The sequence below is a fragment of the Indolivaga macrotermitis genome (assembly GCF_900128985.1).
GTDB lineage: Bacteria > Bacteroidota > Bacteroidia > Bacteroidales > Dysgonomonadaceae > Dysgonomonas_A > Dysgonomonas_A macrotermitis.
In genome coordinates, this window is the sequence record NZ_FQUC01000011.1 from 122,887 (window position 1) to 146,946 (window position 24,060).

Consider the following 24,060-nt stretch of genomic DNA (forward strand, 5'->3'; position numbering starts at 1 on the left):
ATAAAGGGCTGTATGACTATACAGCCCTTTATTGTGTTTCTATATCGGCATTATTTATTTATAAGTAATCTGTATATCTCCTCCAAAAGGATCGAAATCAAATATAACCTTATCTGAAAGCACTTTAGGTGTAATTTTTTTTCCTCCTTGTTGTATTTCAAAGCTTTGAACTCCTGTAGTTTCAATAATAGCAGTTAAAGGTTCTTTGAACAGGTTTTTGTCCAGACTCAGTTGAGGAGTGACTGTTACTTTTCCTTGCTCCTTCACTGTATTTAGTTGGATATTGTCTCTTTCGGCTATGTAAGATGCAACCTGACTGAAGGTTCCTACCCATATTTGATTGTCTAAAGCCTTTACTTTCTCGAAATTATTCCACAAAACATTAGGGTCGGGGAAAGCATCGTATCCATAGTTGATTCCGTGTATCATTGCAACAGCCCATTCTCGATTGTCGATTATTTCTTTTAATTTCTTATTGAGCGATTCTATTGTACTTTCTGTTCCTATAGCAAATTCGAAAAGACGGGTTCCAACTCTGTTCTTTGAAGCCAGAGCTATAATCTCGTCATTCTTTGCATTGTAAGGATAGCATAATGAAATGGGGATCAAACCTACTTTCTCCAAAATTATACTGTCGTTTTTCTCTATTTCTTTTACAGCTTCTTCTCTTGTTATTTTTACAAGATTTTGATGAGACCATGTATGTGATGCTATTTCATGTCCTTTTTCAGCCATAATCCTCAGTTCTTCCCATGTCATATGGGTTGTATCTGTTATATGTTGGCTGTCTTCATTTATTGTTGATCCGATAATCCAGAATGTACCTCTGAATCCGTATTTTTCGAGTTGTGGGACTGCCAGCGTATAATGTTCTTTCATTCCGTCATCGAAAGTATAACTGAGAGCAGAGACTTTGTCGTCTTTATAATTTGCTATGCGGATATTTACATCAGGTATTTCGTTTCCGAGTACCAATAAAGAATTTATCAAGAAGAAGGTTGCCGCGAATACTATTTTTTTCATGATCTTTGGTATTTGTGAATATTTATTGGGTGAGATATAGAGAGTCGCCGATGTAAATACCATCGGCAAAGGTCTCTACATGAATTTTATCTTGTATTTTGTTTCTTCTGAATTCAAGAGTGCGTTCTTTGATCTGTTGCTCGCTTAGTAGCTTGCAGATAATCCGGGAATCCTTGATTTCGAATTCGAATCGTACATCGAAAGGGTAGGGATTGGCAACCCGAAGATCCTTATAGCCATATACGATTGTTGCATCGGAACCAAGTGGTGTGAATCGTTCTTCTTCGGTATAGATATCTACTGTATGGTTATGACGTTCGGTTATATTCATTCCGGCTTTTAATGCACAGATATAAATTAGTCCGGAAAGTTGACAAAGTCCTCCTCCATAATCGGCTTGAAGCTTTCCCTCGATCAGATTTCGTCCAACTTTAAATCCTCTTTGAGAAGAAGGATTACCTATGGCTTCCCAAAATGATAAGGTTTCGTTTTGTCCGATGATATAGTTTTCTATAAAATCGGCTCCTAGTCTGATATTATCTATTTTATTTTCGTAGTGGCTCGACTGCCTGATTGGTTGGGTTACTTCTATAGAGAACGGAGGTGTGTATTCGGATGCATGTGCTACCGCAAAACATATTCCTGATTTTTTATCAGTCGCTTTGCGTTTTCTCAGCTTATACTCTAACCTGAGGTATTTCGGTATTAATTTTCTTAACCTCATACTTTCTTTTTGAGTATAACAACAATATATGACGCGTACTTTTTCAGGAATGAACGGCATATCCATGTATCTATCCGGCGGAGATAACGTCTGGTAGAAGGAGGAAACCTGTGAATCGGAAAAAATAATATTCCATATGATGATTTTACAAGCCATTGTGTTGTCATGGCTTGTATTTCGATAGTCGAAAGGGCATTGGATGCGTGCCAGTTTTCGGCTTTATAATTAATAGCCTGACGCCGGTATTTCGAAGGGAAATCGAAAATAAGCGTTGCTCCCGGTTTAGCTATACGGCTTGTTTCTTCCAAAAACTGCCGGGTAGTTTCTTTGTCTAAATGCATGACTAGATGGAAGGAAAAAATGGTCTCGAACTTTTTATCTTCGAAAGGCATTTGCGAAGCATTACCTTCGAATAATAAGCGATTGCGATATTTTCGTTGGGCTACTTCGAGCATATTGGGGCTTATGTCGAGTCCGTATCGTGCATATCTGAGAAATCTGCCTGTTCCGCATGCTACATCAAGAGTTGTTTCCTTATCTCTGTGAAGCATAAGCTTGTGCATTACCTTTTTCTCTTGGTAGTCAATATATTTCCCATATGAATTAGCAAATCTGTCGTGATCGTATTCAGGTGCTAAATCATTATAATATGTCTTAATGGATTGTTGTCTGTTCTTATTCATTTTAGAAATCCGTATAGAGTGGGAGTATTGTGCGGGTTATTCTTCTATAATGATTCGGTACGATGCTGTAAACTTTTCTCCTGCCGGCAGTTTGTTCATCCAGTCTCGGTGTTTAAAGTCTCCGGAGTAATTAACTCTGTCGCATCGCCCGTACCACGGTTCGATACAAACAAACGGAGAATCTTTGTGCGGCGGTTCCCATAAGCCAACCAGAGGCGCATCAAAATCTAAGGTGATATAAGGTTTCCGTTGCGTATTCAGAAGTGTAACCCGTCGAATTTGATTGCTTTCGAAGATAAGCGCGTCATTGTCGAATGTCTGATTGTCGATAGGGAGTCTCACGTCGGGCAATTGTAAATCATATTCTTTGGAGGGATCTATACATCCCTTTTCCGAGATAAGAGTATATTTCAGCTTTTCGGTATTATCAAAAGTGAAGTATCCTTTTATTGCATCAGAACCTTTGCTCTCGGGATAATTGAAGGCTGGATGTGCTCCTATCTGGAAATAAAGTTCCGATTGTCCTATATTTATAACTTCCCATGATACTTCTATTACGTTACCGGATAATTTATATCCGATCTCCAGATGAAAAGGAAATGGGTATATATTGCGGGATGCTTCGTCATCTTTCAGTAGGAAGCGGATTTCGTTTTCAGATTCTTTGACTAGTTCGAATTCGCGGTCTCTTGCAAAACCATGCTGAGACATCCGGTAAGTTTTTCCTTCATGGGTGTACTGATTATCCCATAAGCTGCCGACTATGGGAAAAAGTACCGGGGAATGGCGTTTCCAATATGTTGGATCTGCCTGCCAAAGATATTCACGGCCGTCATCTTTCCGTGTAATGCTCGTAAGTTCGGCTCCGAAAGATTTAATTTTTATGGATAGTTTATCGTTGACCAGAGTTTTCATTATATCGTGTTGTTTGAGTATCTTATTGTTGAACTAATTGATTATCCTTTAGTTCGGTTATCTCTTTTATCCCTTTCCGGTTGAATAGTAACCGGAATTTACGATAATATAAATTTTCGGAACCTTCGCATCGCACAACCATATAGAGCGCATAGACTTTTTCGCTCGAATACCGGACATAACCATCCTGTTCATCCGGTAGATAGATGGGTATTGACGGATTGTCCATCTTTTGTATGTAGTGAGCTATATTAAACCGTGTAATGTCATTGATACCGATAAATTCATATCCCCGGTAAGTGCCTATTTTTGACGATTCCAGCCTAACCAGTTTTCGGTAGAGAAGAATCTGTTCATTATATACTTTGTTTTCGGCTTCCACAAGGGGTGATCGTTTGCGCATGCTGATAACTTCGGGTGGAACTTTCGATTCGAGTACGTAGTCGAAAGCTTCTTTTGTCCATCCGATAGGTTCGTGTTGTATATCGAGTTGTCGTTTGGTATCGAAATACTTTTTCCCTAGCTGTGTACTGAAATAGTATCGCATAAGGTCTTTGATCCTGTCTTTGAATATATAGCTGATAACGAGGGCACAGAACAAGGGAACGGTGAAATTGCCGTAATGGAGCTGTGCCGAAAAAGAAATTACGGTTGCGAATATCATAGATATACCAGCTGCAATTCCGTAGAAGAACTGTTCGGCGATAGCCCCGTCTTTACTCTTTTTGGTAATGAGGAAGAGATCACTTTCGATAAATTTCTTCAGTATGCCCCAGCGCATAATTACCAGATAATTATTGCTGCTGTCTTTAGTATCGAGCATCGAATAACCTTGCGACCTTTTGTAATTGTCTTCTTTTACAACAAGGTTATGCAGCTTGTCTTTGACCTGAAAAAAGGAGTTCATATTCTCAAGTCCTCGCATCAACCTGAAAGTCTGTTGCTGAAGGATATTGCCGATAAAGTCGTCGCCAAAAATATAATACTGTTTATTATCTTCCGAAATTGAAGGGTGATTGATATAAGGTTTTAAGTCCCGGTATCGTTTTATGATTTGTGAGATATGCAGTACATATTCATCAATTAATCCGTTTAATAGATCATTTTCCTCTTCTTCAATAATATAAAATGCCCTGTCTCGGGATGCACTTTTGAATATTGATGAAAACATCCTGATCTGGAAGATGTAGTTTTTCTGAAATTCTGCATTCTCGGGATCGGAGGTGATATCTTCGATAGCTTTTTTTAGTCTCGATAAAGGACTGCTTTCACCCATGTATATTTCCTGTAGTGTATAAACAGGAGTGATCAAGCGTATATATGACTTTGTATCTTTATAAAATTGCTCTTTACTGTACGTACTACGATTGATATCTATATTGTTCGGGACAAATAGCCAGGTGTTGATACCAAATTCATTAGTCTCATTACCAGTCGTTTTTTTTGTGGCAATAAAAGATGTCTTGAATTCGAACGAGTAGGCATCGTGTATTTTTACTTTGATATCAATCATACTACCAAAGATAGTATTTTTATGGTATTGTTTGTTATTCAGATATATTTCAGTGTAAACAGTTTTGATGGAGGTTATTAATAAATAGTCTGCTTACAAGGAGTTAGAGGCATTTTTTGCACTGAGGTATTAATAAGGCCAATTCAAACCTTCGATGTTGAACTTTACGCTTTTGTTTTCTTCATGAAAGAATTCGAACTGTGCCAACAGGGTTTTGGTCTTTTTTAGTTTTGATATAAATGCTGTACTATGGTGGATACTAATAGTGGTTGAGCTGAATTCTTTTGATGTGGTGAAATGGAAAGTCTGGGCTTTTTCGTTATCAAACCGTACTTTAATAAAATCATCGTTATTATTGAATAGAAACTGGTCTTTTTGTATCAATAAAAATACTTCGGATATATCTTGGGAGCTTATTTTCCTCAGTATTAATTTAACGGGAGTACTTCCTTTATAAGGATAACTGAAAAATAACTCGTCTTCGGACCATGTTTCTGCTAAATATGTTTTTATATCGTCTATTTGGCAGACGTTTTCTGTGTAAATCCATTGGCAACCGGAGCTTTGGAACTCATTAATGGTATCCTTTGTATTATTGTTTTTATTAATCTCAGCGACTGTATTTTGAGCAGGTGGTTTTGGTGATAAACCTGAACAAGAACTGAATAAAATGATAGAAGCAAAAAGATAGAATAAGTGTATTCTTTTCATCAAAGTGTAAATTTTTTAAGGGGTTTTGCAAAAATAAGAAATTGTTCAGTTTTTTCTAACTAAAATCTATATATTTAGTTCTACTTCACTATAATTTAATACTATGTTGTAACGAGAGGGATTTCTTCTTTTGTAAAAAAGAGGAATGATTGTAGTTGAAACTTTTAGAAAAGGTTGGTTATTTGCGCAAATTACCAGTTTTTGTAGGGATTGCTTATTAATTGAGAATTATAATACCGTTTATCTCCTGTAACTTCTTCGCCCAGCCAATGGGGTTTGTCGAAACTTTCGTCTTCTGATTGCAATTCTATTTCAGCAATAGTCAAGCCTTCATTTTCTCCAAAAAATTCATCTACTTCAAATATGTGTTTTCCAGACTTTATGAGATAACGTACTTTATCGATCACACCCGGTAGGCAGAGTTGGAGCAACTGCTCAGCATCTTTTATACTGATCTCCTTTTCCCACTCGAAACGACTGATGCTATTTGCTTGTGTACCTCCTTTAATGGTTATGTATCCTATGTCTCCTTTGATGCGGACACGAACAGCCCGTTCTGCATCCGATACTAAATAACCTTGTGTAATCCGCTCGCTGGAATATGCAGATGATTTGTAATCGCCTGTAACTAAGAATTTGCGTTCTATTTCAGTATTATTCATAAAAATGAAGGAAAGCAGTCGGCCGGTATTATTTATTGTATGATCTGTTTAATGGCTCCCATCTCGGGGTAGAATATCACTTTTATGGGCTGTTTATTATTGTCGAACATCTGGGGTACGAGTACGTCTTGTATGCCATATTGAACAACATCGCAACTCTTGTTGACCCAGTCTTTGTTGCCGAACTCAACTTTGAGAGTTGCTTTTCCCGGAACATTGAAGATGATGCCTTTCGAAAATTTCTTTTCCAGTTCTTTTTCCTCTTTAGGACTAAGTATCGGGGCTTCTTTCACGGCTTCTTTACTTATAAGGGAAAGGTAAGCTGGCGCTCCCGAAAGATCGTCATTGCGAACAAAGCCTAATCGGCGTGAGAACCTGAATATAACTTGCTTGTCTATATTTTTGTTTTCGGGTATAATGGTAGATGTCAGAGGTTCTATATTTTCGACGGTTTCGGTACCGGCAAATAAAGAGGTCAGTGCTTTTTCTTGTGTGTCAAGGCGTTCCATAACAAGCTTATAAGCATTGCCATCGGGAGGCATATTATCAGCCTCTCCGGTAAGTATGCTGTTACGTGTTTCGCGAAGTAAAAATATTTGCTTGGCTATGAGTTCAGCTTGCCTTGATTTTGATCCTGCCCGTAATGTTTCTTCCGATAAAAAGGAATTGGGATTAAGGATCGGTTTAGCCTCCTCGGTTTTGGTTGTATTATTAGGAGTTGAAGGGGCATCGAATTGCGCATCGGCATTGATCGCACATATCAGTCCGTTCTTATCTAAGGTGACGAATGGGGCTACCGTGTTGCTGCGAAATTCAACCTGATAGCTTTTCTCTTTATCTGCCACTCCGCTAACTTCGGCAGATATGTCGGTTAAAGTGTATATAACTTCGTCTTGTGTGATAGGGTTTGCTATATTCAGATATTGTTGAGCATATTCGAAAAACTCTCCGGCTTTGCGGGTTGTTTTAGTTGCCTGTGCTTTTACGGTAATAGCCGTTTTCGGTAGCGAATATACTACTCCGTAATTGTTGCTCCTTACAGCACTCATTTTTACAGTTTCCTGAGCGTGCAATCCTCCGACAAACAATAGAGACAATAATCCTATATAATAATGTTTCATATTTTTTGTATTCTGAAATTAGTTGATAACAGACAGGGTAAAAGTAAGTATTTTCTGTCGTATTATCAAGATATATACAATCCGGACATATTACTAAAAACTGCCAGGGTCGAATTCTAAATTTACTTTTTTTCTTCGGTGATACCCGACTCGCGCATCTTGTCAAACTTGTCCAACTGATGTAAGTTGACAGTTAACGAATCTGAACTTGAGGAACTTTCGTATATAGTCAGTCCGAATACTTTGACATTATAGATCAGATGGTTAAATACTTCGCACATAATGCGTTCGTATTCAGCCCAAACTGTAGTATTGGTAAATGTGTACACTTCTATCGGTAATCCGGATGAAGTGGGTGCCAGTTCGCGAACCATCAAAGTCATATCCTGATGGATATTCGGATTATTCTTCAGGTACCATATTGCATAGCAGATAAACAGGTCACAGTTAGTTATTTGAAAACCATTGAGTAAAGAAGCTTCGTCAATTTTCAGATTTTTATTCAGTGTGCCGTATTCTTCTTTTTTCTGCTTGATATAACCTGCTAATGCTTCGGTTTTTTCATAAACAGCTAATTCTTCGTTGGTAAGGTTTCTTATGTCAGATTGTTTGATCACGAGTGCCCGTTTGATACGTCTTCCGCCGCTTTCCTGCATTCCTCTCCAGTTCTGGAATGAATCGGAGATAAGCGAATAGGTTGGTATTGTGGTTATTGTCTTATCAAAGTTCCGCACTTTTACCGTTGTTAAGGTTACTTCTTCTACAGTTCCGTCTGCGCCGTATTTGCTCATGGTTATCCAGTCGCCTATTTGTACCATATTATTTGTCGATATCTGGATACTTCCCACAAATCCCATGATTGTATCTTTGAACATCAGCATGAGTACAGCTGAGGCAGCTCCCATAGCTGCAAAAAATGCCGTTGCCGATTTGCCGGTAAGAACAGAGTATATTACAACAGCCCCGAAAATGAAAAGAATGATCTGTATGATTTGCAGATAGCTTTTCATCGGCTTATTTTGGAAAGCAGGTCTTTCTTGTATCAGGTCGGCCAGTGTACGTATTATTGCCATAATAGTCCAAATGACCATAAATACCATATATATATCGGTCAGTTTTATTGCAGGTTTTATTGCTGCATGATAGTCTGCAAATATGGTAGGTATAGCTGATATAATGAACGAGTAGGGTATAACCAATGCTAAGAAGTGGGGCAGCCGGTTGTTGCGGGCGTGACTGAATATGGAGAGTCCGGTTACTTTCTCGATCTTCTTGAAAGCGAAGGTCACTATAGTTTTGGTGATCTTTTGTAATAAGTATACAATTAATATAGCAGCAACCAGTACAATAATAAGATTAAGGATCTTGATCCAGTTTTCGGAGACTCCTATATCCGATAAAAAAGCCTGAATATGATTGGTTATAAAATTGGCAGATGTTGTAAATTCTGTTTTTTCCATAATGTATGATGTTGTTTAGCGTTTTGCTGCTAGTAAAATTGTTTTAAAGTTACACTTTTGAAGCTTGACTTCCTAAAAAAAGCTATATGCATCTAACATCGGACATAAAAATAAAGTTCGAATTTGATGTAATTCAGAAGATTTGTGTATTGTTATATATCTTGATAATTTCATACATTTGGGGTATTAATGAACGTATAGTTGTGTAATGGAGAATATCCGTTTCAGAGGGAATATTTTAGATGTTAAGCGAATTGTTTTATGGACAGTCTTTTCTGCGATTGTCTTTCTCTTGTTAGTATTGTTCTTTTTTTGTGTAGTTGCTGATATTGTATTTCAGTTGACGAGTATACCGGTTTTGTGATCGGATTTTTCTATATGCTCGGAAGCCTATTTGTTGCCATTTCATTGGGGCAAATGTTGGTAAACTTGTTGTATGGAAATGAGATTGAAATGTCGGAATCGGATGGTGTTTGGAAATTTACCCAGAAGGGGAGTTTTTCTTTTAGGATAGATTTGCAAACTATCAGAGTATTCAGAAGGTCACTAGATGAAAAACAAAATAGATTGAACCGCATAAGTATTAATACAGGAGACCGCACCCTGTATGTAAATGTGGGTACAATTTGGAAAGGAATTGTTAATATTGAGTTGAATAATAAGTTAGTCCAAACGGGCGAATTTTTGGCTCAACAGATGAAAGTTAAACTTATATGGAATGAGGGAAAAGACCGTCACGGGAAGATTATTAGTAACGAATTTTCAGTAATTCATCCGGAAATAAAAGACCGAGAACCTTATGTCGGTAAAAAGATTTGGGGAAGGACTGTCTTACTGGTTTTTGCTTCTCTAACATTAATGATTGTAGCCGGAGTGTATGCTGCAGTTTGGTTAACATCAGATGACGATCCCGGTAATATGGTTCAGGTACATGGAAAGGAATTAGGCGGTAGTAATTATTATTCGTATAATGACGAGGTTTATTATTTACGAAGGGGAGATGGATACTTTAAAGTGAAGGATGCAGATTATAATACTTTCCGCCCTTTGTTGAAGGATAAACAGTTTGGTGGTGAAATGGGAATAGATACTTTTTCCGTTTATTTAGGAACGGAGAGGATTGCAGATATCGACCGTCGGACAATACGGTATATCGGAGCTTATTTTATTGCTGATGCTAAATCGGTATATTATAAGAATTATAAACTGGAAGGAGCCGATTCCAAGACTTTTGGTTTGGTTGGTACGACTACTCATATTTCGAGTAAATATCCTTATGGAGGAGACAGCCGGAATCTTTATTACAAGCATTATTTATTAAAAGGAATCAATCCTGCTGAGGCATGGATATTCGACGGGATATATAACTATATAGCAGACAATAGATTGGTTTATTATCGGACAAATAGGTTAGAGGGAGTAAACGCTCAAAACTTTAAGGCCGAAAAAATAGATTATCAGCTTACGTATGCAACAGATGGTAAGTCGCACTTTATCAATGGAATAGCTTTTCCCGATAAGGTTGCGAATAAACTATTCGGCACATCTGAAGTTGATTTGCAGACTCTGAAACTATTAGCTAAAAAAGAGGACGGGTACTGTTATCATATGTTATTCTTCGATAAAGAGAACATATATTATTTTGATGAATCGAAGCAGGAATTTATTTGTAATGAGAGCTTTGATAAGGAGTTGGATCTGACGATTCTAGCTAATGGATTATTCTCTGATGGGAAAAATATCTACTTTATGATTGGAGAATCTGTACGACGACGAAGAGGTGGAGTGATAGCGTATATTACAAAGGTTGTAAAACTGGAAGATGTTAATTCAATAAATTTCCGAAAAGTAAAAGAGGTGAGCCGCGGTATAATCTGGACTGATGGACGCCGTTTTTTTGTTTCGGGATATATCGAAGAAAAGCATAGTTCGTCACTGTTATGGGAATTAAAGTGTGAACCGGCTGAAAGTTTCTCGAAAGACGATATAACGGGAATTCCCGACTATACATCATTTGTAAAAATAAAAACAAAGCCCAGAAAGTCGTTTTTGAAGGAAGATGATTATTAAGTATTTGAAGATGTATTTCCCGATAATAAAAGGCTCTTACTGCTTTGCTCGCAAGATCGGTAAAAAGAGTTGGAACCTTAAAATAATTATCCTGAGAAAAAAAATGTATGACACATGTACATATTCATCTAAATATCGTACTTTTGTAAGCTTAAAAGTTTTAAGCATCCGAATATGAAAAGCGTAAAGGTAAGAGATAAAGAATTTGAGTTGTTTATCCCTGAATCTGAGATAATTCAGGCTATAGATAGAATAGCCGAGCAGATGAATACCGAATTGGAAGGCAAAGATCCGCTGTTTGTATGTATACTGAACGGTTCGTTTATGTTTGCCGCCGAACTGATGAAGAAGGTGACAATTCCTAGCGAAATCTCTTTTGTACGTATGGCGTCCTATCAGGGGACTAAATCGACCGGAAAGATTAAAGAAATCTATGGGCTTGAAGAGGATATAGCCGGGCGTACTATCGTTATAATTGAAGATATTGTGGATACAGGTCATACTATGTCGTTAATTTTAGACCAGTTAGCTTGTGATGAACCGAAAGAGATAAAGGTTGCCACATTGCTATTTAAGCCTGAAGCATTAAAAACAGAGGTAAAATTGGACTATGTAGCTTTGGAAATCCCCAGCGACTTTATTGTCGGATTTGGTTTGGATTATGATGGTTACGGTCGCAACTTGGCTGATATTTACAAAATAAAATCATAAGATAGAATGTTGAACATTGTTATTTTTGGAGCTCCGGGCTCAGGTAAAGGTACTCAAAGTGAAAATCTTATCAAGAAGTATAATCTGGCTCATATCTCCACAGGGGATGTTTTGCGGGCTGAAAAGGCTTCCGGAACGGAACTTGGTAAGCTGGCTGACAGCTATATGTCGAAAGGTCAATTGATCCCCGATGAATTGATGATTGATATTCTAGCCAGCGTTTTTGATCAGAAGATCAAAGCCGGAGATTGTAAAGGTGTTATATTTGACGGTTTTCCTCGCACAATACCTCAGGGTAAAGCGTTATCTGAAATGTTAGAGAAGCGTAACCAAAGTATTTCGGCAGTAGTAAGTCTTGATGTTCCCGAAGAAGAACTTATTGAAAGGCTTATTAATCGTGGTAAGCAAACCGGGCGCAATGACGATAATTATGAAACGATCAAGGCTCGTCTAGATGTGTACTATAATCAGACTACACCATTGAAAGAGCTTTTCGAGAAAGAAGGGAAACTTTATTCTATCGAGGGAGTAGGTACTGTTGATGAAATATTCGGACGTATTTCGTCTGTTATTGACAGCGTAAAATAAAATAAACTATATGGGTTTGAAAGCTATTGGCTGATTAGGCCGGTGGCTTTCGGCTTTTTAAAGTTCGAACTTGTTTATTGCTTTATAAGCATAAATATTACTTAATTAAATTTACTGCCTGTGATTAGGTAGTTGTTAACAAATTATATGTCAGATACAAATTTTGTAGATTACGTCAAAATATACTGCCGTTCGGGTAAAGGGGGGAGAGGATCGACTCACTTCCGGCGTGAAAAGTATATTCCTAAAGGAGGTCCTGATGGTGGAGACGGAGGTGATGGTGGACACATCATTCTGAGAGGAAATCGGAATTACTGGACTTTGCTCCATCTTAAATTTAAGCGGCACTTATTGGCCGGACATGGCGAAAGTGGCTCCGGACGTTTATGTACCGGAAAAAAAGGTGATTCGGTAATAATCGATGTACCTTGCGGGACTGTTGCTTATGATGCCGAAACCGGTGAATATATATGTGATGTGACCGAAGACGGACAAGAAATAATCTTGCTGAAAGGTGGTAAAGGAGGTCGGGGAAATAACCATTTTAAAACTCCGACAAATCAAGCTCCACGTTATGCTCAGCCGGGAGAACCATTTGAAGAGAGACGGGTTGTCCTGGAACTGAAAGTTCTGGCCGATGTTGGATTGGTTGGGTTTCCGAATGCAGGAAAGTCAACTCTTTTGTCAGTAATGACAACAGCAAAGCCCAAAATAGCCAATTATGCATTTACCACACTTGAGCCTAATTTAGGTATCGTTAGTTATCGCGATCACCGTTCGTTTGTAATGGCAGATATACCCGGTATTATCGAAGGTGCCAGTGATGGAAAGGGATTAGGGTTGAGGTTTCTACGCCATATCGAGCGTAATTCACTTCTATTATTCTTAGTGCCGGCTGATGCAGACGATATTCATGCAGAATATAAGATATTATTGAATGAATTAGCACAATATAATCCGGAGTTATTAGATAAACGCCGTGTCTTGGCTATTTCTAAATCTGATATGTTGGATGAAGAGTTGATCGAGGCATTGAGTGAAGATTTACCTGAAATTCCTCATGTATTTATTTCATCTATTGTTGGACAAAATATTCAGCAGTTGAAAGATTTATTATGGAAAGAACTGAATGCGGATGGAGAATATGTGAAAGCTGCAGATAATCAGATCAAACATCGAAAGCTAGACATCAGGGCTATAGAGCTTGATGATGAAGAAGATGACTTCATTCCTGAAGATGATTATGAAGAGGAAGATTGGGATGAAGAAGATGAGGACTTCGACCCTGATTTTTACTATGGAGAAGGAATGGAAGATGAAGCTTCTGATGAAGATGTTAAGTCTTAAAAATATATTCTCTTAATGAGTTTAGAACTGATACATTCACCTTTACTTAATCGTTATAAATCGATTGTTCATTTTACAACTACGATCAACGGTGGAGTCAGCAGTGGCAATTATGCTACATTGAATCTTGGATTGTATTCCGGAGATTTGCCTGAAAACGTTATGGAGAACCGTTTCCGGTTAGCAGCAACTCTTGGTTTACCTCTTGAGAATTTGTTTTTTCCTTATCAGACGCACGAGGATAAGGTTTGTGTCATTGACGAAGCGTTTATAAATCTGCCCAAAGAGCAACAGTCTGAATTATTAAATGGAGTAGATGCATTAATAACAAATATTCCTTCAGTTTGTATTGGGGTTACAACTGCCGATTGTGTGCCTATTTTATTATTCGACCCAAGTACAAATGTTGTGGCGGCTGTTCATGCCGGCTGGCGGGGGACTATTGCAGATATTGCTGCTAAGACCCTGAATAAAATGATTCGGATTTTTGGTTGCTGTCTTGATAGTATGCTGGTATATATTGGACCGGCTATTTCAGAAGAATATTTTGAGGTAGGGGATGAAGTTGTATTAGCTTTCGAGAATGCTGGTTATGATTTGAGTCAAATACAAAGAGTGAATACTGAAACTAATAAGTCGCATTTAAATTTAAAAAAGGCGAATCAAATTAGGCTTGAACAACTGGGTATACTTTCTTCTAATATAGATATGTCAGATATATGTACCTATAAAAGTAGTGATATGTTGTTTTCTGCTAGACGACAGTCTGTTAATTCTGGTAGAAATATTACAGGTATATCCATTTCGAATAATTTATTATAGTGTATTATATTTGTATATTTATTCTTTGTGTTGAATTTTAGAGGTGTTGTTTTAGACATGTGAGATATATTGGGTTTATTTATAACTCCTGTTTTTTTATCTTTGGTGCAGAATAAAATATTATTGATTATGAAAAATATATTGTTTCTTTCTCTTGTATTAGGTTGTTGCTGGCAAACTATCTCTGGTCAGGAGATAGCTAATGATACGATCGTGTATAAGGGAGAGCATGGGTATATGCCTAATGATACAGTTCAGGATTGGACTATTGATTATCAAGCGTTGGAATCTCAGGTAAAAGCCGATATCGATTGGTTGAATTATACTCCATTGGGAGAAAGGCAAGATGTGAGAGATGATAAAAATAGATTTGTCTTGATGTGGATGTCTGGTGTACCTTATATGAAAATGAAGATTGACGATCGCATTGTTACATTTTCAGAAGGTGAGCCCTGGCTGGTTATGGCATACATGATCGGGTGGACGAAATACTTTCTTGAGAATAACTATTCACAGAATGAAATACAGCTAAGCATAGCAGGTATAAAGAATGTTGTAAACTTTTACAATCGCAACAAAAAGATATATCTTGAAAAAAATAAAGCGGTGGAGGCATATGTGAAGCTCGAGAAAGCAGGGAAACTGGAAGAGTATATATCCAGTGCTCTTTTATCTGGTGAATAGATAACAGATTTGTCTTTTAATAGAATAAATTGATGGATGTGAACAAAAAGTCACATCCATTTTTTATATATTATATAAAATTATTATTTATTGTCTTATTTTGATATAATTCTATTGGTCTTTACTGTACTGTATTGATAATTAGTATATTGGTTCTTTTGTGTTGTTGTAAAATCAAACTTTAAGGTGTTCTCAGAATTGTTCAATCAAAATTATTCTTTTTTCTATGTTTAAAAGCATGTATATGCTTTTTCTGTATGTAATGTGTTTATGTATAGGCATTTATCTTCGTGGTTCATGTTTTAGTGTAAAAAGTACATATGTTAATTAACATTTGAGTTGTTGTCTGGGTTATTAAAGTACCTATATTTGCCAATACCAAGTGATGGTATAAATTAAGAAATTAACGTTAACCTATTTCCAAATTCACTTAAAAAAATCTAAAAGATGAAAAAGAGCATCAAACAAAAGAGATTTAGACAAGAAGTGACTGGCAAGATACTTTTTAGTATTTTGGCTGTATTGTTTTGTTTATTACAGAGTAATGAAGTTTTTTCTCAAAGCGCAGAAAAAATACAGGTGAGGGGTGTTGTTTCTGATGAAACAGGAGAGACCCTTATTGGAGCAAGCGTGGCAGAAAAGGGAACCTCTAATGCAACAATTACTGGCCTTGACGGGGATTATACATTAACAGTATCTCCTGATGCAGTATTAGTTGTTGCTTATATCGGTTATTCGCCTCAAGAAGTGCCGGTAGGAGGGAAAACATCTGTCAACATTCAGTTGAGAAGCGATTCACAAGCCCTTGATGAGGTTGTGGTTACAGCTTTAGGTATTAAGAGAGACCGCAAGTCTTTGGGCTATGCGTTGTCTGAAGTAAAGGGTGATCAACTAACAGAAAACAGGGACGCGAATATCGCTAACAGCCTTTCCGGTAAAGTTGCAGGTCTTCAGGTAAAACCCTCGGCTTCAGGTGCGGGCGGTTCTAGCCGTATTGTTCTTCGTGGAGCTAACTCCATTAGTGGTAATAACCAACCTTTGATCGTTGTAGACGGTGTGCCTATTGATGGTGGTACAGGTGCCGATAATGACGATATCTGGGGTGAAGGTGTGTATGACACAGGATCAGGTATGTCTGATATATCGCCGGATGATATTGAGAATATCACTGTTCTGAAAGGTCCTGCAGCAGCTGCTTTATACGGTTCGCGTGCCGGTAATGGTGTAATCATGATTACGACTAAGACGGGTAAAGGTACTAGCGGTATCGGGGTATCTTATAACTCGAACCTGACTTTCGAATCATTAATGATGACACCTAATTTCCAGAACACATATGGACAGGGAGCTAATGGTGCGCTTGACCAGCAATCTATTTTCAGCTGGGGAGCAGAAATGAAGGGACAGTCGTATACTGACTATGCCGGAAGTTTTAATGATAATAAGGAATTCGTGAGTCTTCGTAATAAGACTTATAGTGCCGGAGGTATGGATATTAAAGATTTTGTCCGCACTGGTACAACCTGGACTAACAGTTTGGATATCTCAAGTGGTGGTGATAAAAATACTATTCGTTTCGGGGTAATGAATCTGATGAACAAAGGTGTAGTTCCTAATAATGATTTCAAAAGATCATCTGCAACATTGCGTGCTACAGCCGAATTGACAAAGAAATTAACATTGGATGCTAAGGCTAACTTTATTCATCAGGATATGAATAATATGGTTAAATTAGGAGCAAGTCCTGATAATATTTTCTATCAATTCTTGTTAATGCCTCGTTCTACGCATTTAAGTGATTTTTCTCTTGGTGCAAATGGCTATAAATCTTCATATAAAGGTATAGTTAATCCTTATGCATATCCATCAGGAACAGTTGATGCTTCAGGATTCGATCTTTCAGGGAAGCCATTAAGTTATGCTAAACCTTCCGCTGGTAATGTCGCTAACCCTTATTTCTCGGTTTATAATAACACGACAAATGATAGGAGATACCGCTTTATCGGAATGACATCTTTGAAATATGAGTTTACTGACTGGTTGAATATTCAAGGGCGTTATGGAGTTGATTATATTGCAAGTCAATTGAAAGATATTCAGTCGTCGGGTAGTCCGCTTTGGTATTCGGATAAGAATGGTAACTTCTCTTTATCAAAGAGTGATAGCTACGAGATGAATGCCGACTTATTGATCACATTTAATAAGCAACTGACTGACAAACTCGGATTATTAGCAACTGCCGGAGGAAATATGATGTATTCGAGATCCGATGGTGTATGGAATTCAACTAACGGATTAGCAATTGAGTATTATTATGCTCTAGCTAACGGTGTGAACAAAGATGCATCTAATTCTCTTTACCGTAAGCAAATTAACTCTTTGTACGGTACTACATCTTTCTCTTGGGATAATATGCTGTACCTAGACTTAACAGCCCGTAATGACTGGTCTTCGGCTCTAAATAGTGATAACAGATCTTATTTCTATCCGTCTGCAGGTCTTAGCTGGATATTTACTCAATCATTTGGCGAAAGAAACGGTCTAGGCCCAATTAACTATGGTAAGGTACGCATGTCATGGGCTCAGGTTGGTAACGATACCGATGCTTATAGGCTTCATAACTATAGAACGATTCGTGTAAATTCTCAAGATGGTTCTATGCAAGCTAACAAAAATCAGGTAAAAGCATTATACAATCTTAAAAACGAGACAATAAACTCTTGGGAGCTAGGATTGGATCTGAAAGCGTTCAACAACCGGGTAGGTTTAGACTTTGCTTTCTATAATAAAGAAGCGAAAGATCAAATATTGAGAAAAGATATACCTGCTTCGACCGGATATCTTTTTGAATATATAAATGCGGGTAATGTAAGAAACCGTGGTATTGAGATTATGCTTACAGGAACTCCTGTTCGGACGAAAGATTTTGTATGGGATGTAGCTTTGAACTGGTCAAAGAACAGTAATAAGATATTGAAACTTACTCCTGACGGACAAAGACAAACATTAAGCCATGCATCATATTCGGATCAGATTATAGTTGTAGCTGACGAAGGTGGTTCATATGGCGACATGTATGGTAAGGCATACGCAAAAGATACTAAGGGTAACCTGATTGTAGATGAAAATGGTTTGCCTACTTATACAAGTAGTTTTGTGAAATTGGGTAATTACAACCCTAGTTGGATGGGAGGTTTGACAAGTACGTTCAACTATAAGGGGATTTCTCTTTCATTCCAGATCGATATGCGCTATGGTGGTGATGTATACATGGGGTCTTACCGTTCGGGAGCAAGCTACGGTACATTAGACTTTACGGAAGCAAATCGTGCTGAAGGAAGTATACTTGTGAAAGGTGTTTACGCCGATGGTACAGCCAATACAACCAAAACCAATGCACAACTATATTGGGGACGGGTTGCGAACATTACAGAAGAATGGATATATGATGCAACTAACATCAGATTAAGAGAGCTAAGCATAGGATATTCGATTCCAAGAAAACTTCTTCGTCAAACTCCGCTGGAAGGTGTGAAATTGAGTTTCGTAGGACGTAACCTTTGGATGATATACAGTAAAACTGACGGTTTCGATCCGGAAGCAGGATTTACAACAGGTAATGCACAAGGTATCGAAATGGGATCTATGCCTACTTTACGTTCATTAGGTTTCAATCTGAATGTTACTTTCTAACCTATAAAAATCCGAAATCATGAAAAAAAATATATTATTATTCATATTCTCAATATCATTGGGATTGATAAGTTTCTCTTCTTGTACAGATTTCGATAATCTGAACGATGATCCATATAATCCTAAGGAAGAAGATTATGACTTCTCTAAAGCCGATTTGGGTGCAGCTCTTCGTTATGGTAGTAATCTTGATTATATAGCAGATAACGGAGGTCTTGCCGGGGGAGGAGACTTATTTGACCGTATCAAAAATAACTGTTGGGAGCCTTGGGCACAATATTTCGTAGGAGGGGCAAATCCTCAGAATGGATGGGTAGAAGCTTATTGGAAAGCTAATTATGCAACTTGGATGTCACTTCTTAACGGTGTAATTCGTGATGCTGCGCTTTATCCTGACCGCGAAAATTCAGAAGCTATTGCCCGTATCTGGCGCGTATATATGTTATCGACTTTCTCTGACTATTTCGGACCGGTACCGTTCTCTGAAGACCCGACAGAACCAAGTCCCGATTATATGTCAGTTCAGGATCTACATACAATCTTTTTCAAAGATCTGGAAAGAGCTATAGATCTGTTTGTTCCCGGACCAACTATGGTTGTTGATGAAGACTTTATATTTGGTGGAGATATTCTTAAATGGCAGAAATTTGCGAATACGCAGAGATTTATGTTAGCTTTGAAAATCTCGGAAATTGATCAGGCGACAGCAGTAGCAGAAATGAAAAAATCATTGGCACATCCGGCAGGTTTAATGACCAGTACAGCTGACGATGCTGTAGGACGTTGGTACGATTCGTGGCAAAATGGTCCTGCATATGGAGGTCTTACATGGAACAGATATGCGATGACAACTACTATGGAAAAAATGATCACAGGTATAGGTGGTTTTCCATATACAGGAGCAGCAACAGGAAAGAAACCTTCTCATGTAGATCCTCGTGCTCAGACATGGTTTGATCCAAGTAATCAGGGTTCGAATTTCCAAGGTGTAAATGTTGCCCCTATTACATGGGATGAGAATACTATATCCTGGATAAGCGCTACGATAAAAGCTGACAACCGCAGGCCATTAGATCAATTGACGTATGTAGAAACATGTTTTATGTTAGCAGAGGCTGTTCATAGAGGTTTTGTTTCGGCAGGAGAAGCCGGCGGCGATGATAAGGCTTGGTATGAAAAAGGAGTTAAAGCCTCTTTTGCCCGTTGGGGTGTAAGTGCTAAAGCTGATGATTATCTGGCTTCTACAGCTAAGAACGGATGGGGAACATCGGCTAAATATGACGATACCAGCGGAGCAGGAAATACTAAGCTTGAAAAAATCGTTACTCAACGCTACTTAGGTTTATTCACAGACCTGTCTTTTCATGTATGGAATGATAAGCGCCGTTTGAATCTTCCGGCTATGGATATTCCCGAATATCAAAATACAAGTGTTGGTACCTGGCCAAGAGACGGAAATATACAAAACCCGATGAACTACTTCCAAAGAGGTATGTATCCTCAAAATGAGGAGATGAATAATCCTAAATATACTTTGGTTCCATTAGGTGGAGAAAACATAGTTACAGTTCCGCTTTGGTGGGCTTCGAAGAAAGCAAATTATTGTACATCAACAAGTAAGTAATACTATATAAGACTGCTTAGTGGTGCAGGGATAGATAACTATAACTCTTGCACCACTAACAGTTAAAATAAAAAAATCGCTGATTTTAGTGGTATAAATAATGATTGGTTTTGTACAGGAAATGTCGAAAATAAAGTCAGATATACTCAGCATATTGAGTATCTAACCGAAAATAAAGAAATGCATATCACATGAGAATAGGAATTGATTTAGGTGGCACTAATGTAAGAGTGGCACTTGTGGATGACAACGGGATAATAAATGTTATAAAAGAACCTTGTAAATCAGATAAGGCTGTTGATGAAATTATGGATCACATAAAAGAGATGATCCGTAAAATCAAAACTCCGGATGTAACAGGTATAGGTATAGGTGTACCATCTGCCGTAGACCCTGTAAGAGGTATAGTGTATAATGTGATGAATATCCCTTCGTGGAAGGAAGTACACATAAAAGAGATTCTCGAAAAAGAATTCAGTATCCCTGTATATGTCAATAATGATGCAAATTGTTTTGTCATGGGCGAAAAATTTTATGGAGCAGTTAAGCCTTATAAAGATATAATAGGGATAACACTCGGTACAGGATTGGGATCGGGACTTGTTATTGATAATAAGTTATATACCGGGAGTAACACATGTGCCGGAGAGATAGGCTGTATCTCATATCTTGATTATACATATGAGGATTATTGCAGTAGCCGTTATTTCATAAGGGAACACAACACAACCGGAGAAAATGCTTACAAAGCAGCAAAAGAAGGTGATGCAGAAGCCCTTCAGATATGGGACGAATTTGGAGTCCATATTGCTAACATGATTTTTACGGTATTATTTGCGTACGATCCGCAAGCTATTGTGCTCGGAGGTAGTGTTGCAAATGCATATGAGCTGTTTGCGTCTTCGATGCATACCAGATTGAAAGATTTTATGTTTCCCCATGTGATCGATAAGCTTGTAATAAAAGTATCGGAAGTTCGTGATGTTGCAATATTAGGAGCTGCGGCTCTGGTGCCAAAATAAATATAAAATTAAAGGGTTATGGTTTTTAAATCTTCGTATTCAGCTATATATATTCTGTGTTGTATGCTACTGTTGGTATCGTGCGGCAAAAATGAGAAAAGTGAATATAAATCGATTAAATTATCTGAAAACTGGAAACTTCATCCATCAGACAGCATAGTTCGTCAGGGAGAAATAATTGCTTCACAGGAACAATCTGTGGAAGGTTGGTTCGAGGCAAAGGTTCCTTCGACAGTTTTAGGAACATTGACTGCGAACGGATTGTATGGAGATGCCTTTGTCGGTAAGAATATTACGGATATTGACAAGACGCAGTTTGATAAGTCATGGTGGTATAGAACAGAGTTTGATTTACCTCAATTAGGCGATAACCAGCATGTTATTATCGATTTTGACGGAATTAGCTATTATGCTAATGTGTGGCTGAATGGAAAGCTGGTCGCTTCGCGCGATTCGCTGTATGGTACATACAGACGTTTTTCGTTTGATATCACTTCTTTTGTGACAGAGAAAAATACACTAGCGGTTGAAGTATTTAGAGGTCAAGCAGGTGACCCTAATGTCGGTTTTGCGGACTGGAATCCACGTCCGGCTGACGAGAATATGGGTATATTCAGAGAAGTAACATTAAAGATAACCGGTTCTGCAAAATTAAATAATACCTATGTTCATACGAAAGTAAATACCCAGACTCTGGACGAAGCATGGGTTACTGTTGAGACCGAAGTTGAGAACCTTACAGATGCACCGGTAAATGGTGAATTGAAAGGCAAAATAGAGTCGATAAGTTTTACGTATCCCGTAAGCTTACAACCAAATGAAAAAAAGAAAATAGTATTAACATCCGAACAAGTAAAAGATCTTCATATAAAACAACCTCGTTTGTGGTGGTGCAATAATATGGGGAATCCGGAATTATATGATTTGGAATTAAACTTCCTAACGGATAATGCTGTTACATATACAGATTCGGTTACTTTCGGTATTCGTCAGATCGAGGATTTTTTTGATGGTGATGATCGTCGGGGTATAAAACTGAATGGCAAAAAAGTTCTCCTGAAGTCAGCAGGATGGACTGACGATATATTCTTACGTGATACGCCCGAAACAAACGAATTGCAAGTGCAATATGTGAAGGATATGAATATGAATATGATTCGTTTTGAAAATTTCTGGGGAACCAGCCAGAACATATACGACCTTTGCGACAAGTATGGCTTGTTGGCTCTGGTAGGATGGAGTTGCCAATGGGAGTGGGAAGCCTACTATGGTAAACCTTGTGACGAAACGTATGGCTGTATTCTGAATGATCAGGAGATTGATCTGATAGCAGAATCATTTGCCGATCAGGTATTATGGTTGAGAAACCATCCTTCTATAATAGGGTGGATGCCTGGAAGCGATATGTTACCGGCTCCGAAACTGGAAGAAAAATATTTGGCATTCTTAAAAGAGTCCGATAGCAGCAGACCATATATTGGTGCCGCTAAAGAACGCACCAGTGAGTTGAGTGGAAAAACAGGAACCAAGATGGCCGGTCCTTACGAATATGTAGGACCAAACTATTGGTATATAGATACAAAATTTGGCGGAGCATTCGGTTTCAATACCGAAACGGGTATCGGTGCACAATTACCGGTACTGGAATCTATCGAAAAGTTTATACCTAAAGATAAGCTATGGCCATTGAATGATTATTGGGGATTCCATTGTACAGCATCTGCTACGGCTATGAATTCGTTAAAGGTTTTGACCGAGGTAATGGATAATAAGTACGGGAAAGCCGATAATCTGGAAGATTATTTATTGAAGGCAGACCTGATCAATTATGATGGAACCAGAGCTATGTTTGAAGCGTTCAGAGCCAATATTGATAAAACTACAGGTATAGTTCAGTGGATGCTAAATTCGGCATGGCCATCGCTATATTGGCAATTATATGATTATTACAAAGTACCTACAGCAGCTTACTATTCGGTGAAGAAAGCTAATCAGCCTATCCAGTTGATCTATAACTATGGTACAAATGCCATACATGCTGTAAATGAAACTATGTCTGATATAAAAGGACACAAGGCGGTTATCCAGGTTTTCGATACAAAATCGAAACTATTAGATAAGAAAGAAGTAGAGGTAACTCTGACAACAAATACGGCTTCTGAAATATTTAAGTTACAGGAGTTGACAGGTAATATATTTGTTGATACAAAGATATTTAATGAGGAAGGAGAATTGGTTGCTGATAATTTCTATTGTATTTCAGCGAAACAAGATGAGTACGACTGGGATAAGACAGACTGGGTACATACCTCGGCAAAAGCTTACAGCGACTTTAAAGATTTAGCTCAACTTCCGGCCATTACATTAGATGTGAAATGCGAAAAAGCGGAATCGGGTAACGATGTGGTATATTCGGTGACAATTAAAAATACATCATCCGATATTTCGTTCTTCAATAACCTGAAATTGAAAGATAATAACGGAGATATAATTTGTCCTGCATTTTGGTCGGATAATTATATAAGTATCTTGCCGGGAGAAGAAAAAATGTTAAAATGTAAGATCAGTAAACACGATATGCCGGATAGTACTGTAACTTTAGAAGTGAAGGGATGGAACTGTTCTAGAATGAGTATGGGTGTTTGATTGACAGATGATAAAGAAATTAACTAAAATTTATTCAAGAA

General features: G+C 37.9%; 19 protein-coding genes. 10 read left to right on the top strand and 9 right to left on the bottom strand.

Annotation, left to right across the window (positions count from 1 at the left end; translation table 11 throughout):
* Positions 1-54: 54 nt before the first annotated feature.
* From BUC12_RS14160 to BUC12_RS14200, 9 genes are all read right to left on the bottom strand, one after another.
* Positions 55-1,023: a polysaccharide deacetylase family protein gene (locus tag BUC12_RS14160; RefSeq protein ID WP_062178913.1), complete on the bottom strand. Its 969-nt coding sequence runs from the start codon at positions 1,021-1,023 to the stop codon at positions 55-57.
* A 22-nt stretch (positions 1,024-1,045) separates the two neighbouring features.
* A complete protein-coding gene (locus BUC12_RS14165) occupies positions 1,046-1,747 on the bottom strand; it encodes a VanW family protein (protein ID WP_062178910.1) in 702 nt (233 codons plus the stop codon).
* The gene (locus tag BUC12_RS14170; RefSeq protein ID WP_062178906.1) at positions 1,744-2,430 is read right to left on the bottom strand and encodes a class I SAM-dependent methyltransferase; all 687 of its coding nucleotides are present in this window, start codon (positions 2,428-2,430) and stop codon (positions 1,744-1,746) included. Before BUC12_RS14170 ends, BUC12_RS14165 begins: the two co-directional genes overlap by 4 nt.
* 36 nt (positions 2,431-2,466) lie before the next feature.
* Positions 2,467-3,345, bottom strand: a complete 879-nt coding sequence (locus BUC12_RS14175) for an aldose 1-epimerase family protein (protein WP_062178903.1) — start codon at positions 3,343-3,345, stop codon at positions 2,467-2,469.
* Between the two features lie 22 nt (positions 3,346-3,367).
* Positions 3,368-4,858, bottom strand: coding sequence for a hypothetical protein (locus BUC12_RS14180; RefSeq protein ID WP_062178900.1), 1,491 nt, complete (start codon positions 4,856-4,858; stop codon positions 3,368-3,370).
* Positions 4,859-4,987: 129 nt separating this feature from the next.
* Positions 4,988-5,569: a hypothetical protein gene (locus tag BUC12_RS14185; RefSeq protein WP_062178896.1), complete on the bottom strand. Its 582-nt coding sequence runs from the start codon at positions 5,567-5,569 to the stop codon at positions 4,988-4,990.
* Between the two features lie 191 nt (positions 5,570-5,760).
* A complete protein-coding gene (locus BUC12_RS14190) occupies positions 5,761-6,231 on the bottom strand; it encodes a CYTH domain-containing protein (RefSeq protein WP_062178893.1) in 471 nt (156 codons plus the stop codon).
* A 32-nt stretch (positions 6,232-6,263) separates the two neighbouring features.
* Positions 6,264-7,352 carry a DUF4831 family protein gene (locus tag BUC12_RS14195; protein WP_062178890.1) on the bottom strand — a complete coding sequence of 363 codons (1,089 nt, stop codon included), beginning with the start codon at positions 7,350-7,352 and terminating at the stop codon, positions 6,264-6,266.
* A gap of 122 nt (positions 7,353-7,474) precedes the next feature.
* Entirely contained in the window at positions 7,475-8,812 is a 1,338-nt protein-coding gene (locus BUC12_RS14200; RefSeq protein WP_062178887.1) for a mechanosensitive ion channel family protein, read from the bottom strand.
* 378 nt (positions 8,813-9,190) lie between these two features.
* Between BUC12_RS14200 and BUC12_RS14205 the strand changes: the two genes are divergently transcribed.
* The 10 genes from BUC12_RS14205 to BUC12_RS14255 all read left to right on the top strand — a co-directional run bounded on the left by BUC12_RS14205 (position 9,191) and on the right by BUC12_RS14255 (position 24,019).
* Complete coding sequence (locus BUC12_RS14205; RefSeq protein WP_062178883.1) at positions 9,191-10,882, top strand: DKNYY domain-containing protein; 1,692 nt, start codon at positions 9,191-9,193, stop codon at positions 10,880-10,882.
* Between the two features lie 174 nt (positions 10,883-11,056).
* The gene (gene hpt, locus BUC12_RS14215) at positions 11,057-11,593 is read left to right on the top strand and encodes a hypoxanthine phosphoribosyltransferase (RefSeq protein ID WP_062178875.1); all 537 of its coding nucleotides are present in this window, start codon (positions 11,057-11,059) and stop codon (positions 11,591-11,593) included.
* 6 nt (positions 11,594-11,599) lie between these two features.
* The gene (locus BUC12_RS14220) at positions 11,600-12,181 is read left to right on the top strand and encodes an adenylate kinase (RefSeq protein ID WP_062178872.1); all 582 of its coding nucleotides are present in this window, start codon (positions 11,600-11,602) and stop codon (positions 12,179-12,181) included.
* A gap of 147 nt (positions 12,182-12,328) precedes the next feature.
* Positions 12,329-13,528: a GTPase ObgE gene (gene obgE / locus BUC12_RS14225; protein WP_062178869.1), complete on the top strand. Its 1,200-nt coding sequence runs from the start codon at positions 12,329-12,331 to the stop codon at positions 13,526-13,528.
* Between the two features lie 15 nt (positions 13,529-13,543).
* Positions 13,544-14,350: a peptidoglycan editing factor PgeF gene (pgeF, locus tag BUC12_RS14230; RefSeq protein ID WP_062178866.1), complete on the top strand. Its 807-nt coding sequence runs from the start codon at positions 13,544-13,546 to the stop codon at positions 14,348-14,350.
* 129 nt (positions 14,351-14,479) lie between these two features.
* Entirely contained in the window at positions 14,480-15,034 is a 555-nt protein-coding gene (locus BUC12_RS14235) for a hypothetical protein (RefSeq protein ID WP_062178863.1), read from the top strand.
* Positions 15,035-15,481: 447 nt separating this feature from the next.
* Positions 15,482-18,727 (top strand): SusC/RagA family TonB-linked outer membrane protein, encoded by a 3,246-nt coding sequence (locus BUC12_RS14240; protein WP_082141892.1) that lies wholly within the window; start codon positions 15,482-15,484, stop codon positions 18,725-18,727.
* Positions 18,728-18,746: 19 nt separating this feature from the next.
* Positions 18,747-20,351: a SusD/RagB family nutrient-binding outer membrane lipoprotein gene (locus BUC12_RS14245; protein ID WP_062178860.1), complete on the top strand. Its 1,605-nt coding sequence runs from the start codon at positions 18,747-18,749 to the stop codon at positions 20,349-20,351.
* 191 nt (positions 20,352-20,542) lie between these two features.
* Positions 20,543-21,373, top strand: coding sequence for an ROK family protein (locus BUC12_RS14250; RefSeq protein ID WP_062178857.1), 831 nt, complete (start codon positions 20,543-20,545; stop codon positions 21,371-21,373).
* 63 nt (positions 21,374-21,436) lie between these two features.
* Positions 21,437-24,019, top strand: coding sequence for a glycoside hydrolase family 2 protein (locus BUC12_RS14255; RefSeq protein WP_236689380.1), 2,583 nt, complete (start codon positions 21,437-21,439; stop codon positions 24,017-24,019).
* Positions 24,020-24,060 lie beyond the last annotated feature (41 nt).

What these genes read in the sequence shown, in the direction of transcription:
- BUC12_RS14160 (WP_062178913.1), bottom strand. Translation starts at nt 1,023, where the DNA reads ATGAAAAAAATAGTATTCGCGGCAACCTTCTTCTTGATAAATTCTTTA.
- BUC12_RS14165 (WP_062178910.1), bottom strand. Translation starts at nt 1,747, where the DNA reads ATGAGGTTAAGAAAATTAATACCGAAATACCTCAGGTTAGAGTATAAG.
- BUC12_RS14170 (WP_062178906.1), bottom strand. Translation starts at nt 2,430, where the DNA reads ATGAATAAGAACAGACAACAATCCATTAAGACATATTATAATGATTTA.
- BUC12_RS14175 (WP_062178903.1), bottom strand. Translation starts at nt 3,345, where the DNA reads ATGAAAACTCTGGTCAACGATAAACTATCCATAAAAATTAAATCTTTC.
- BUC12_RS14180 (WP_062178900.1), bottom strand. Translation starts at nt 4,858, where the DNA reads ATGATTGATATCAAAGTAAAAATACACGATGCCTACTCGTTCGAATTC.
- BUC12_RS14185 (WP_062178896.1), bottom strand. Translation starts at nt 5,569, where the DNA reads ATGAAAAGAATACACTTATTCTATCTTTTTGCTTCTATCATTTTATTC.
- BUC12_RS14190 (WP_062178893.1), bottom strand. Translation starts at nt 6,231, where the DNA reads ATGAATAATACTGAAATAGAACGCAAATTCTTAGTTACAGGCGATTAC.
- BUC12_RS14195 (WP_062178890.1), bottom strand. Translation starts at nt 7,352, where the DNA reads ATGAAACATTATTATATAGGATTATTGTCTCTATTGTTTGTCGGAGGA.
- BUC12_RS14200 (WP_062178887.1), bottom strand. Translation starts at nt 8,812, where the DNA reads ATGGAAAAAACAGAATTTACAACATCTGCCAATTTTATAACCAATCAT.
- BUC12_RS14205 (WP_062178883.1), top strand. Translation starts at nt 9,191, where the DNA reads ATGCTCGGAAGCCTATTTGTTGCCATTTCATTGGGGCAAATGTTGGTA.
- hpt (WP_062178875.1), top strand. Translation starts at nt 11,057, where the DNA reads ATGAAAAGCGTAAAGGTAAGAGATAAAGAATTTGAGTTGTTTATCCCT.
- BUC12_RS14220 (WP_062178872.1), top strand. Translation starts at nt 11,600, where the DNA reads ATGTTGAACATTGTTATTTTTGGAGCTCCGGGCTCAGGTAAAGGTACT.
- obgE (WP_062178869.1), top strand. Translation starts at nt 12,329, where the DNA reads ATGTCAGATACAAATTTTGTAGATTACGTCAAAATATACTGCCGTTCG.
- pgeF (WP_062178866.1), top strand. Translation starts at nt 13,544, where the DNA reads ATGAGTTTAGAACTGATACATTCACCTTTACTTAATCGTTATAAATCG.
- BUC12_RS14235 (WP_062178863.1), top strand. Translation starts at nt 14,480, where the DNA reads ATGAAAAATATATTGTTTCTTTCTCTTGTATTAGGTTGTTGCTGGCAA.
- BUC12_RS14240 (WP_082141892.1), top strand. Translation starts at nt 15,482, where the DNA reads ATGAAAAAGAGCATCAAACAAAAGAGATTTAGACAAGAAGTGACTGGC.
- BUC12_RS14245 (WP_062178860.1), top strand. Translation starts at nt 18,747, where the DNA reads ATGAAAAAAAATATATTATTATTCATATTCTCAATATCATTGGGATTG.
- BUC12_RS14250 (WP_062178857.1), top strand. Translation starts at nt 20,543, where the DNA reads ATGAGAATAGGAATTGATTTAGGTGGCACTAATGTAAGAGTGGCACTT.
- BUC12_RS14255 (WP_236689380.1), top strand. Translation starts at nt 21,437, where the DNA reads ATGCTACTGTTGGTATCGTGCGGCAAAAATGAGAAAAGTGAATATAAA.